The organism is Huijunlia imazamoxiresistens (assembly GCF_037132455.1).
GTDB lineage: Bacteria > Bacteroidota > Bacteroidia > Chitinophagales > Chitinophagaceae > Flavisolibacter > Flavisolibacter imazamoxiresistens.
Map to the genome: position 1 here is coordinate 280,779 of NZ_JBBBEI010000001.1, position 13,030 is coordinate 293,808.

The 13,030-nt window shown below is 57.8% G+C and carries 7 protein-coding genes; 6 read left to right on the plus strand and 1 reads right to left on the minus strand.

What is annotated here, in order from left to right; genetic code table 11:
• Positions 1 to 26 precede the first annotated feature (26 nt).
• The 5 genes from V9K67_RS00820 (at position 27) to V9K67_RS00840 (ending at position 8,354) form a co-directional block, all read left to right on the plus strand.
• Entirely contained in the window at positions 27 to 593 is a 567-nt protein-coding gene (locus tag V9K67_RS00820) for a hypothetical protein (RefSeq protein WP_336719389.1), read from the plus strand.
• Between the two features lie 318 nt (positions 594 to 911).
• Positions 912 to 1,631 (plus strand): succinate dehydrogenase cytochrome b subunit, encoded by a 720-nt coding sequence (locus tag V9K67_RS00825; protein WP_336719390.1) that lies wholly within the window; start codon positions 912 to 914, stop codon positions 1,629 to 1,631.
• Positions 1,632 to 1,774: 143 nt separating this feature from the next.
• The gene (locus V9K67_RS00830; RefSeq protein WP_336719391.1) at positions 1,775 to 3,748 is read left to right on the plus strand and encodes a fumarate reductase/succinate dehydrogenase flavoprotein subunit; all 1,974 of its coding nucleotides are present in this window, start codon (positions 1,775 to 1,777) and stop codon (positions 3,746 to 3,748) included.
• A gap of 215 nt (positions 3,749 to 3,963) precedes the next feature.
• Complete coding sequence (locus tag V9K67_RS00835; RefSeq protein ID WP_336719392.1) at positions 3,964 to 4,713, plus strand: succinate dehydrogenase/fumarate reductase iron-sulfur subunit; 750 nt, start codon at positions 3,964 to 3,966, stop codon at positions 4,711 to 4,713.
• 170 nt (positions 4,714 to 4,883) lie between these two features.
• Positions 4,884 to 8,354: a DUF8818 domain-containing protein gene (locus V9K67_RS00840; protein ID WP_336719393.1), complete on the plus strand. Its 3,471-nt coding sequence runs from the start codon at positions 4,884 to 4,886 to the stop codon at positions 8,352 to 8,354.
• Positions 8,355 to 8,448: 94 nt separating this feature from the next.
• Here the strand turns inward: V9K67_RS00840 and V9K67_RS00845 are convergent, their stop codons facing one another.
• On the minus strand, positions 8,449 to 9,027 hold the full coding sequence (locus tag V9K67_RS00845) for a thioredoxin family protein (protein WP_336719395.1): 579 nt from the start codon (positions 9,025 to 9,027) through the stop codon (positions 8,449 to 8,451).
• A gap of 149 nt (positions 9,028 to 9,176) precedes the next feature.
• Here V9K67_RS00845 and V9K67_RS00850 point away from each other — a divergent pair, with 149 nt between their 5' ends.
• Complete coding sequence (locus V9K67_RS00850) at positions 9,177 to 12,881, plus strand: DUF4450 domain-containing protein (RefSeq protein ID WP_336719396.1); 3,705 nt, start codon at positions 9,177 to 9,179, stop codon at positions 12,879 to 12,881.
• Positions 12,882 to 13,030: the final 149 nt, after the last annotated feature.

A 13,030-nucleotide genomic window follows, 5' to 3' on the forward strand; every position in this document is an offset into this window, starting at 1 on the left:
CAAAAATACGGACCTTCGCGAGGTTTATGCATGATATTGAACCCTACTACAACTGGCGCCACATTTATATCAGCGAAGAGGATGAACGCTCACCGTTTTTCAAGCGCGAATATTCCGAGTTTGAATTCACGCAGACGGTGTACAATTACTACATCCACCCGCAGTGGGATGAGTTCGGCAGCCGCACCCTCTACCTGAAGGTGCTGCAGGCCGACTATGATGAAAGCTATGTCATCATCGAACTGATCGGGGAGTGGAACGATGCGATCGAAAACGACATCATGACGCTAAAGCGCGACGTGGTCGATGAATTCGAAAGCCAGGGCATTTCCAAATTCATTCTCATCGCCGAAAACGTGCTCAATTTCCACAGCGGCGACAAGGACTACTACCAGGAATGGTACGAGGAGGTCAGCGACGAACAGGGCTGGATCGTTTGCCTGAACATGCCCGAAGCCACCCAGTACGATTTCCGCAAGGCAAAGCTCAATTACTACGTGGAGCTGATGGACCTTTCCAACTGGCGCGTGTACAAACCCTATCACCTGTTCAAGAAGATCGATGACGTAATCAATAAGCGCTTGCCGCTTTAGAAAGTTTACAAGTTGGCGGCTTTACAAGTTTAGGGGCTGGTGGGGCAGGAGGTGGATAATGCGTTGCCAGTATACGCTTCAGAGGAGAAATAGCATGTATTAAAAAATAAAATAAGTTTATTGTTTCCAGGGATTTTACGCTTAGTTGCTCCATGAAAATTTGCTTTAAACCTTATATAAAAAATATGCAGATGTGGTAAATCTGCCGAAAATGGGGTTTAAACCTTGCGCAGCTCATATATTTAATTAATCAATGTTTTCTTTTTAACGTTTGACCCTTAACTTAGCGTCGAATTTTCAAATTTACTTTTCCCGCTTATGAAATGGTCGCATTTTTTTACATCGGCTATCGGAAAGAAGATAGTGATGGGATTGACAGGCATTTTTTTGATTCTTTTTTTGGTGGCGCACGTCGGGTTGAACGCATGTATGTTCTATGATCTCCCGATCTTTGACCCGTACGACAATGGTGAAATGTTCAACAAGGCCGCCCACTTTATGGGTTCTACCCTGGTGATGCGTTTGCTGGAAATCGTGTTGTTCATCGGGTTCTTTATCCACATCATCCAGGGATGGTCGCTGGAGCTGCAGAACCGCAAAAAACGCGGCCAGGGCTACAACGTGGACCTGGGTAACCGGGGCAGCAAATGGTACAGCCGTTCCATGGGCCTGCTGGGCACACTGGTGTTCTTCTTCCTGGTGCTGCACATCTCCGACTTCTGGATTCCTTCCCGCATCACGCACAACCTGGAGCCGGTAACTTATAACGGCGTGGATATGCACGATCTGTACCTGAAGATGTTCGATGCCTTTCAAAGTGGGATCGTAGTGGTACTGTACCTCATTGGCGTGATCTCGCTGTTCTACCACCTGATGCACGGCTTCAGCAGCGCCTTCCGCACCCTGGGTGTGTACAACAAAAAATACCAGTCGATGCTGAAAGCCACCGGCTACGGTTTTACCATCATCGTTTGCCTGCTGTTTGCCCTGATGCCGATCAGCATGTACTTCCAGTGGGTAACCCCGCACAACCCGTAAGCAACCGGCAGGCGACGGTCGTTGCCCGCCCCAACTCATTATCAGATCAAATAATTTATCATTTAAATACCGGTTCTTCTGCAACCTCCGTAAGCGCGAATACCCCTTGCGGCGGAAGAACCAGTGGAAATAAATCAGCGGTTATGCTAAATGCAAAAATTCCTGAAGGACCTTTAGAGAAAAAATGGGAAGATTATAAAGGGCATGTGAAACTGGTGAACCCGGCCAACAAGCGCAAGCTGGAGATCATCATCATTGGTACGGGACTGGCCGGCGCCTCCGCCGCCGCCTCCCTGGGCGAACTGGGATATAAAGTAAAAGTTTTCTGCTTTCAGGATTCTCCCCGCCGGGCACACTCCATCGCGGCCCAGGGCGGTATCAACGCAGCGAAAAACTACCAGAACGACGGTGACTCCGTTTACCGTTTGTTTTACGATACCATCAAAGGTGGCGACTACCGCGCCCGCGAAGCCAACGTGCATCGCCTGGCCGAAGTCAGCGCCAACATCATCGACCAGTGCGTGGCGCAGGGGGTACCCTTTGCCCGCGAATACGGCGGCCTGCTCTCTAACCGTTCCTTCGGCGGTACGCAGGTGCAGCGTACGTTCTATGCCGCCGGCCAAACCGGCCAGCAGCTGCTGATCGGCGCCTACCAGGCCCTGGAACGCCAGGTGGCCCTGGGCAACGTTACCCAATTCACCCGCCACGAGATGCTCGAGATCGTGAAGATCGACGGCAAGGCCCGCGGCATCATCGCCCGCAACCTGGTGACCGGTGAGCTGGAACGCCATTTCGGCCATGCCGTGCTGCTGTGCAGCGGCGGCTACGGCAACGTGTTCTACCTGTCCACCAACGCCATGGGCAGCAACGTTACCGCTATCTGGAAAGCCCACCGCAAGGGCGCTTACTTCGGAAACCCCTGCTACACGCAGATCCACCCCACCTGTATCCCCGTAACCGGCGAACACCAGTCGAAGCTGACGCTGATGTCCGAATCGCTGCGGAACGACGGCCGCATCTGGGTGCCGAAAAAACAGGGCGACAACCGCCGCCCCAGCGACATCCCCGAAGACGAAAGAGATTACTACCTGGAAAGAAGATACCCTGCCTTCGGTAACCTGGTACCCCGCGACGTGGCCTCCCGTGCCGCCAAAGAGCGTTGCGATGCCGGTTACGGCGTAGGTACCTCCAAACAAGCCGTTTACCTCGATTACGCCGCCGCCATCCAGCGTTACGGCAAGATCGAAGTGGGTAAGCGCGGCCTGGGCAACGTGGATGCCGACACCATCACCCGCCTGGGTAAGGAAGTGGTGAAGGAAAAGTACGGTAACCTGTTCGACATGTACGAGAAGATCACCGGCGAAAACCCTTACGAGATCCCGATGCGGATCTACCCCGCGGTGCACTACACCATGGGCGGCCTGTGGGTGGACTACGAGCTGATGACCTCGGTCCCGGGCCTCTATGCCCTGGGCGAGTGCAACTTCTCCGACCACGGCGCCAACCGCCTCGGCGCCTCTGCCCTGATGCAGGGCCTGGCCGACGGTTACTTCGTGATCCCCTACACCTTGGGGAATTACCTGGCCGACGACATCCGCACCAATGCCATCCCCACCGACCACCCGGCCTTCCTGGAAGCCGAAAAAGAGGTGAAGGACCGCATCCACAAGCTGATGAACATCAAGGGCAAGCAGACCGTGGAAAGCCTGCACAAGCGCCTCGGCAAGATCATGTGGGACAAGTGCGGCATGGCCCGCAACGCCCAGGGGCTGAAAGAAGCCATCGCCGAGATCCAGCAGCTGAAAAAAGAGTTCTGGAGCGACGTGAAGATCCCCGGCAGCATCAATGAGTTCAACCCCGAACTGGATAAGGCCGGCCGCGTAGCCGACTTCCTCGAGCTGGGTGAGCTGATGTGCCGCGACGCCCTGGTGCGTGCCGAAAGCTGCGGCGGTCACTTCCGCGAAGAATCGCAGACCGATGAAGGGGAAGCCCTGCGGAATGATGACGAGTTTATGTTCGTGTCGGCCTGGGAAATGAAGGGCGAGCACGAATGGCAGCTCCACCAGGAAACGCTGAACTACGAAGTGGTGAAGCCGAGCGCCCGGAGCTACAAATAAACCTGCGGCCCTCCCGTACCGACGGGGGCGGCAGTTCAAACAAACGTTCTTTAAATAATTCGTTGAGGAGGCGGCCGTCCCCGGCCCCGTATCCGTCCGGCCGCTTCCTTTACAGCATATCATTGTAAAAAATTTAAACGCAAACCCGGTCATCCGGAGCGGACAACGAGCCGCCCTGTTGAGCGGGGTAATCAGGGGTTATGGAACATTATAACATGAATCTCACACTGAAAGTGTGGCGCCAGAACAACAGCAAAAGCGCAGGCAGCTTTGAGACCTACAAGGTGAGCGACATCTCTTCCGAAATGTCGTTCCTCGAAATGTTCGACGTGCTGAACGAGCAGCTGGTACGCGAAGACAAAGACCCGATCGCATTTGACCACGACTGCCGCGAGGGTATCTGCGGTATGTGCTCCATGCACATCAACGGCCGCCCCCACGGTCCCTGGCATGCCACCACCACCTGCCAGCTGCACATGCGTGCCTTTAAAGACGGCGACACCATCGTGGTGGAACCCTGGCGCGCCAACGGCTTCCCGGTGATCAAGGACCTGGTGACCGACCGTTCCGCCTTCGACCGCATCGTTCAGGCCGGCGGCTATATTTCCGTCAATACCGGTAATGCCGTGGACGGCAACGCCCTGCCGGTGGAGAAGGACAAGGCCGACGCTTCGTTTGCGGCTGCTGCCTGTATTGGTTGCGGCGCCTGCGTAGCGGCCTGTAAGAACGCTTCCGCCTCCCTGTTCCTGTCGGCCAAGATCGCCCACCTGGCGCTGCTGCCGCAAGGCCAGCCCGAGCGCAAGAGCCGCGTGCTGAGCATGGTGGCCCAGATGGACAAGGAAGGGTTCGGTTCCTGTACCTTTACCGAGGCCTGCGAAGCCGTTTGCCCGAAAGAGATTTCGGTGACCAACATCTCCCGCATGAACCTGGACTACCTGGCAGCAGGCCTGTCCGCCGAGAAATAAGCGAACGAGAAAATCTATACCAGAGCCGGCTGCACAGCCGGCTTTTTTGTGCCCGACCGGAAAGCAGGAGTTGCCTTCTATTTTTCCGTTAAATCCTGCCGGTTGCCGCCCTGCGCGGCCGGTAAGCGGAAAGAGCTTCTTATTTTTATAGCTTAGCCAAAAATCACCTGTTGAAATTCCGGGGCCGCATTATTCTTTTTCTTTTCTGCCTGTTCCCTGCCCTGTACGGCGGGGCACAGTTGCCTGCCCCTGAGCTGCCGTTGTCCAACTTCCGGGCCAAGGCGGTGCCGGTACAGGACAGCCTGGTGCTGGATACGCTCAGCATCATTCCCCAAACCTTCGTCATCAACGGCCTGGCCGACAGTACCTGGCGGCTCGATTTCGTTCGGGCGGTGCTGTACTGGAACCACCGGCCGCCAACGGACACCGTTTCCCTGTCGTACCGGGTATTTCCCTTCCGGCTGAATTCGGTGGTGCAGCGCTTGCGCTACGACAGCATCGCCCGCTATTCGGCGCTCAGTTCCTATGGCCCGAAAAGCGGCGAAGAGGCCAAAGGCCTGTTCCGCTTTGGCAACCTCCAGTACAATGGTTCCTTCGGGCGGGGCATTTCTTTTGGCAACAACCAGGATGCCGTGGTGACCTCCAACCTGAACCTGCAATTGCAGGGCATGCTGGCCGACTCCATCGAGATTGCCGCCGCCATTTCCGACAACAACATTCCCATCCAGCCCGACGGCAACACCCAGCAGCTGAACGAGTTCGACCAGGTTTATCTGCAGTTTCGCAAAAAAGGGTGGCAACTGAACCTGGGCGATATCGACCTGCGGCAGAACGACCTGTATTTTCTGAATTTTTACAAGCGCCTCCAGGGCCTGTCCTTCCAAATCACCAACAAGCTGTCGCCTACAGTGCAGTCGTCCACCCTGGCCAGCGGCTCCATTGCCAAGGGTAAGTTTACCCGCAACGTCTTCCAGGGGCTGGAGGGCAACCAGGGACCTTACCGCCTGACCGGCGCCAACAACGAGCTGTTCTTTATCCTGCTGGCCGGCACCGAACGGGTATTCCTCAACGGCGAGCTGCTGCAGCGGGGCGAGGACCAGGACTACGTGGTCAACTACAATACCGCCGAGGTTACGTTTACGCCCCGCCGCATGATCACCAAGGATTCGCGGATCCAGGTGGAGTTCGAGTACGCCGACCGCAACTACCTTAATGCCAACCTCTACCTGTCACAAACCCTCGAGCTGAACAAAAAGCTTAAAATAAAGCTGGCCGCTTTTACCAACAGCGACGCCAAAAATTCGCCCATCAACCAAACCCTCGACAACCGCCAAAAGCAATTCCTCTTCGACCTGGGCGACAGCGTGCAGCGGGCGCTCTACGGCACGGCCGTCCGGGATACCTTCGCCACCGACAAGATCCTGTACGAACGGGTGTACGATACCACCGGCGCGGGCATCGACTCGTTTTACCGCTATTCCACCGATCCCGCCCTGGCGCGGTACTCGCTGTCGTTTACCGACCTGGGCGACGGCGGCGGCAACTATGTGCCCGACTTCAACGGGGCCAACGGCAAGGTGTTCCGCTACGTGGCGCCGGTAAACGGGGTGAAGGGGGGGCGCTTCGAGCCGGTGATGGTGCTGGTGGCGCCGAAAAAGCAGCAGCTGCTGACCCTGGGCTCCGATTATACCCTTAACAAAAACAACCGCCTGCAAACCGAGGTGGCGTTGAGCAACTACGACGTCAATAGCTTTTCTTCCAAAGACGGGGGCGACGATGCCGGCCTGGCCGCCAAGCTGCAGTACGAAAACCGGGTTCCCCTGAAGGGGCCTAACGCCCTGGCCCTGGCCACCCGCCTCGACCTGGAGCACGTGAACGAAAAGTTCCGGCCGCTGGAGCGGCTGCGGCAGGTGGAGTTCTCGCGGGAGTGGGGGCTGCCGCTGGTGGTTTCGCCCGCCACGGAAAACATTTTTCGTTTTTCCACCGGCCTTCAAAACCAGGCGGCCCGGGGACTGACGTATGGCTTTACCACCTACCAGCGCAGCGACAGCTATAAAGGGTATCAAAATACCCTGCAACAGACGGCAGCGGTAAAAGGATGGAATTTTAATAATGCGGTAGCCCTGACCCGCTTCAACAGTGCGACGGAAAAAGGATCCTACCTGCACCCTTCGCTCGATATCAGCAAACAACTCAGGTTCCTGTCGGGCCTGCAGGTAGGCGGGCGCTATGCCCTGGAGCGCAGCGAGGTGCGCCACCGTGCCAACGACTCTATCGACGCCCGCAGCTTTTCCTTCGACACCTACACCGCCTACCTGAAGACCGATGAAAGCCGGAAGAACCGCTACGGCCTCAGCTTCTTTACCCGGGCGGACCAATACCCCCTGGGCGACGCCCTGGTAAAAGGCGATCGCAGCTACAACGTGAACCTGGAGGCCCAGCTGCTCCAGAGCGCCCGCCACCAGCTGCTGTTCAATGCCACCTATCGCAAGCTGAAGGTGTATGAAAAGGCGGTCTCGCAAAACAACGACGACCAGACCATCCTGGGCCGGACCGAGTACCTGGTGAACGAATGGAAGGGACTGCTGACCGGCAATGTGCTGTACGAGCTGGGGACAGGGCAGGAGCAGAAGCGGGATTTTGCGTTTTTGGAAGTGCCCGCCGGCCAGGGCGAGTTTACCTGGAATGATTACAACGGCGACGGCGTACAGCAGCTCAATGAATTCGAGGTGGCCCAGTTCCGCGACCAGGCGAAGTTTATCCGCATTTTCGTGCCCAGCAACGAGTTCGTCAAGGCCGCTTATACCACCTTCAACTACAGCTTCCGCCTCGATCCCGCAGCGGTTATCGGCAAGGGGGCCGGGCGCCTGGGGCGATGGGTGTCCCGGCTGTACTGGCAGACCTCGCTGCAGCAAAATAAGAAGTTGATTGCCACCGGCGATTTTGAGTTCAATCCTTTTCGGTACAACCTGCAGGATACCGGCCTGCTGACGCTGAACACCTCCTTTGTCAATACCGTTTCCATCAACCGCATGTCGCCCAAGTGGGGCCTGGATGTCAGCCTCCTGCAAAGCAACGGCAAGGCGCTGTTGACCTATGGTTATGAAAGCCGCCGGCTGGAGGACCTGACCGCCCGCCTCCGGTATAATTTCAGCAAGTCCATCTTGTTGAATGTGCTGGCAAAGAGAGGCGCCAACGCCTTATTTTCGCCCGCTTTTGACAACAAGAATTACCACCTGGAGATCATGGCCGCGGAACCACAGCTGGTCTTCATTAAGGGAACCGTTTTCCGCCTGCAGGGCAGTGGCCGGCTGGAGCGGAAGGTGAACGAACAAAAGTTCGGCGGCGAAGAAGCCTTTTCGCGTTCGCTGAGCCTGGAAACGAAGTACAACGTGCTTCAAAATAGTTCCCTCAATGCCAAGTTTACGGTCAACAGCCTCCGCTTCGATTATCCCGCCAATACCACCGTCAGCTACATCATGCTCGACGGCCTGTTGCCCGGCACCAACCTGCTGTGGGCGGCCGACATCACCCGCCGCCTGTTGAACAATGTGGAACTGAACTTCCAGTACGAAGGCCGCCGTCCGGGGGAAACGCGGCCCATACACACGGGTAGGGCCTCATTAAGGGCATTATTCTAATGGGATCATTAAATTAATAGAGCATCTTTTTGAATGGGCACCGCCCGTTCCAAAAGATGCTCTATGCAAAGAAGGAAAATTATGTTCCCTGACCTCAGGCTACCTGCAGCTGTTGGCGGATCGAGTCGACCGCTTGTCGCAACTCGTTTTGCAGGGACCTTCCTTTATCCGCATTGTACCAGTTTTGCAATTCCGTTTTGATGGTTTCGAAATCAGCGCCTTCTTGTTTCAGGCGGTCCATCAGGGCCTGGGCGGCCTCGGGGCGCGGGCCCCAGGTAAACAGGTCACTGCCGTCCTCGGCGCGGGCAATGAGCTTCGGAATGCTTTTCCCGCCGTTGGTCAGGTAGGAGTTGATCAAATAAGGCTCGCTGTCGCGCAGCTGCAGCTCGTAGGTGACAAAGGGACTTTGTTCCGCCAGTTTCACCAGGAAGGGCAGGGTATGGGCCACATCCCCGCACCAGGGCTCCACCAGGATGATCCAGTGCTGCTTTTCGCCGGCGCGTTGCAGCGCCTGAAGCAGGGCGGGGTCCGGTTCCAGGGTTTTCGTCCAGCGCTTCATGCGGGAATGGTTCAGCCGGGTATACTGCAGGTAGTCGGGCTTGTCGTAAGGTGCCGAAGGTGCCGGGCTATTGAATATATCTTCGAATAACTGTAAAAACTGCTTGTAGTCCATGGGTGAATATTTATTGACCGGGCAAAGCTACGCTGCCGCTGGAGGGTGTTCCCTTGCGCTAAGCCAGGAAATTCCATTGATGTAGATCAATGCAATCTTGCGCAGAACCAATATCTTGCGGGTCCTAAACATTCCCTTAACGGTTGCACATGAATCGCAGGATATTTACGCTACTTTCCCTGGTTACCCTGGCCAGCGCCCAGGCCCAAACTCCTTCTTCCGGAACGCCAGCTGCTGCGCCGGCCTCCTGGCATGGCAAAGTGCGGGAACTCCGCTACCGCCCCGAAGGACAAAACTTCGTGATTAAAAACGGCAAGTTACGGTTTAACCGGGCGCTGTACGGCACCCATACCGGCTTCCGCCTGGAAACCGGCGACCTGCCCGAATTTGCCCTCTATATGCCCGGTATGGGCGGCAACCTGCGCCTGGGCCTGGTAAAGGGCGACAACAGCAAATGGCTGATCGACGCCTCCTCCGTCACTGCCCGCTACATTCCCGGCTCCATGGCCTACGAGGTACAGGACCCCCTGTTGCAGGGCGGTACGTTGTTGCTCACCGTTATCCCTACCGCCACCGGCGAGGGCATGCTGCTCAAGGCCGAAGGTCGGAACCTGCCTGCCGGACTGGAGCTGTTCGCCGCCTTCGGCGGGGCCACAGGCAAAAAATTCTCCCGTGACGGCGATATCGGGGCCGACCCGGAATCTTCCTTTTACCTAAAGCCCGAAAACTGCCGCGATAATATTTTCCAGATCGATCAGAACCGGTTTTCGCTTTTTTACGGCTCCAAAAACCCGTTATCGGAAGAAGCCCGCTACGAGATCCAGCACCTGGGCCAGAAGGATACCCTCCCCGGCGCCGCCGCGGCCCTGAAACAGCTCACCGGCCTGTTCCCGGCCGGTACCCGCCTGAAGCTGGGCGATGCCTCCCGGCAGGAGTCGCCCCTCCAATTCTTTGGCGCCACGGCCGCCGCCGCCCCGGCGCTGACGGCCCGCGTGCCCGTAGGGTCCGGTCCCCTGTACTTTTTCATTCAAAACCCCGCGGCCGCCGGTGCGGTGAAAACCACGGACCTGGGGGCCCTGTTCCAACAGGCCGAAACGGCCCGTAAAAGCCTGGCGGGAAGGGTAGTGGTGGAAACCCCCGACCCCTACATCAATACCCTGGGCGGGGCGCTGACCCTGGCCGCCGACGCGGTTTGGGAAGATCCCACCTTCCTGCACGGGGCGGTGGCCTGGCGCATGCGCCTGAACGCCTGGAGGGGCGCCTACGCGGCCGACCCCCTGGGCTGGCACGACCGGGCCCGCCGGCATTTTTCGTCCTATGCCCTGTCGCAGGTGACCAGCCCGCCGGCCGGGCCGGTAGTGGCCGACACCGCCCTGCACCTGGCCCGCCACCAGGAAAAGATGGGCACCGCTATGTTCAGCAGCGGCTATATATGCCGCAACCCCAACGGCGACTTCCGGCCGCACCACTACGACATGAACCTGGTGTTCATCGACCAGTTGCTCAACCACTTCCAGTATACCGGCGATACGGCCTACGTGCGCGAAATGTGGCCCGTGCTCCAGCGCCACCTGGATTGGGAAAAGCGGAATTTCGATACCGACGGCGACGGCCTCTACGATGCCTACTGCTGCATCTGGGCCTCCGACGCCCTCCAATACAGCGGGGGCGGGGTGACGCACTCCTCCTCGTATAACTACCGCGCTTTCAAGGCCGCTGCGGAACTGGCCAGGATGATCGGCCAGGACGGCGAGCCCTACCGGAAAGAGGCGGCCAAAATCCTTGGCGCCCTCAACGGCCAGCTCTGGATGCCCGAAAAAGGCTGGTACGCCGAGTACAAGGACCTGCTGTCCTCCAAGAACCTGCACCCCGCCGCCGCCCTCTGGACCATTTACCATGCCCTGGATTCAAAAGTGCCCGATCCCTTCCAGGCCTACCAGTCGCTGCGGTATGTCGACCACCATATTCCCCGCATCCCGGTGCGGGCAAAAGGCCTGGCCGATACCTCGCTTTACCTGCTGTCCACCACCAACTGGCAGCCCTACGACTGGTCGCTCAACAACGTGGCGCTGGCCGAAGGGCTGCATACGGCCCTGGCGTACTGGCAGGGGGGCCGCCCCGAGCAGGCGTACCAGCTGTGGAAAAGCTTTTTGATGGAAAGCATGTATATGAGCAGCGCCCCCGGCAATTTCCAGCAGCTGTCGTACTACGACGCCATCCGTGGCGAGCTGTACCGCGATTTTGCCGACCCCATCGGCATGGCGGCCCGCAGCCTGGTGGAAGGCCTGTTCGGCGTTTTCCCCGATGCCCTGAACGATACCCTGCACCTCCGCCCCGGCTTCCCGGCCGCCTGGGACAAGGCGTCGCTGAAAACCCCCGACCTGGACCTTTCTTTCCGCCGCAACGGCAACCGGGAAACCTACAGCCTGCGCTATAACAAACCGCTGAAAGCGGCCTTCCGCCTGCCCGCCCGCCTCGACGGCGTGGAAGCGGTGCTGGTCAACGGCAAAAAAGTGGCCTGGACGCTGGTGCCCCAGGCAGTGGAAACGCCGGTGCTCCAGTTTACGACGGCTCCTGCCACCACTTTCCAGGTGGAGATCGTATGGAAGGGCAATAAACTAATTCAGCCGAAGGTAAAAAGCACCTACGCCGCCGGCGAGCCGCTGGTGGTCGACATGGGTCCTGCGGTGATCCAGGAAGTGTACGACCCCCAGGGCGCTTTGGGCCAGCGGAAGCCCGGCTCCCAGATCCTGAATGCCGTGCTGCGGGCCGATGAGGGCGCCAAAACGGTATTTGTAAAGCTTTCCCAGGGCGCCGTGACCTGGTGGCAGCCTATCAGTTTTCGGGCGGTAAAAAGCGCCTCTATTGCCGCCGTAGCCGATGCCGCAGGTATCCAGGTGACGGTAACGAATGCGGCTTCGGCGCCGCTGAACGGCAAGCTGCTCGTTAACGGGCGGGCGATTGACCGCCCGGTTGCGGTGGCTGCCCAGTCGGTTTCCGGAAAGATCAGCATCCCCGCAGAGTACCGGGTGGCCGGCAGCAACCGCATCCGCCTGGAAACGGCCGGGGGCATCAAGGCCGAGGAGACCGTGCTGCATTGGGATAGCCGGAACCCCACTTCCGTGAAATATGAAAAAGTGGACCTGGCCGGAGTTTTCAACGATCAAGTGACGAGCATATTTAAAAACGAGTACCTGTCGCCGCGGCCGGTGCGCCCGACCCTGCAGCTGCCTACCCAAGGCATCGGCAACTGGTGCTACCCACTCACCATGGCGGAGATCGACGATGCGGGCCTGCGGGCAAGGGCCGGCAGCAAAAACGAAGTGGTGCTGGAAGCAGGCATCCCCCTGGCAACCCCCGGCACCGCCGGCGAAAAGAACATTTTGTACACTTCCCTCTGGGATAATTATCCCGACTCGGCCCGGGTGCCGCTTTCCGGAAAGGCGGCCCATGCCTACCTGCTGATGGCGGGCTCTACAAATCCCATGCAAACGAGGCTGGTGAATGGCGCCGTAACGGTGGTGTACAAGGACGGTAGCTCGGAAACGCTGCAGCTGAAAAACCCGGAAAACTGGTGGCCGATCGAACAGGATTTTTATACCGACGGCTATGCCTTTACCACGGGAGCGCCAAAGCCGGTACGGGTGTACCTGAAGTCGGGCCAGGATACCCGCACCTTCGAAAAGTTCAGCTCCATCAAGGGTTATTCCAACAGGGCCATTGAGGGCGGTGCCGCCACGGTGCTGGACCTGCCGCTGGACCCCAAAAAGGAACTGTCGCACCTGGAAGTAAAAACCCTTGCCAACGATGTGGTGATCGGCTTGATGAGCATTACCCTGGTGCGGAGCTTTTAAAATGCGATCCTACGCCCGGCCCATTCGTCAATTTTCAACCGGAGGTCTTTTTGAAGCTGAGTTGTTGAATGATTGTTTGGAAAGAACCTCCATTTTTATATGATTTCTAAAACTTTAAAAGTTTGGTTGAATTATTTTGAAGAAATGGG

What these genes read in the sequence shown, in the direction of transcription:
- V9K67_RS00820 (WP_336719389.1), top strand. Translation starts at nt 27, where the DNA reads ATGCATGATATTGAACCCTACTACAACTGGCGCCACATTTATATCAGC.
- V9K67_RS00825 (WP_336719390.1), top strand. Translation starts at nt 912, where the DNA reads ATGAAATGGTCGCATTTTTTTACATCGGCTATCGGAAAGAAGATAGTG.
- V9K67_RS00830 (WP_336719391.1), top strand. Translation starts at nt 1,775, where the DNA reads ATGCTAAATGCAAAAATTCCTGAAGGACCTTTAGAGAAAAAATGGGAA.
- V9K67_RS00835 (WP_336719392.1), top strand. Translation starts at nt 3,964, where the DNA reads ATGAATCTCACACTGAAAGTGTGGCGCCAGAACAACAGCAAAAGCGCA.
- V9K67_RS00845 (WP_336719395.1), bottom strand. Translation starts at nt 9,027, where the DNA reads ATGGACTACAAGCAGTTTTTACAGTTATTCGAAGATATATTCAATAGC.
- V9K67_RS00850 (WP_336719396.1), top strand. Translation starts at nt 9,177, where the DNA reads ATGAATCGCAGGATATTTACGCTACTTTCCCTGGTTACCCTGGCCAGC.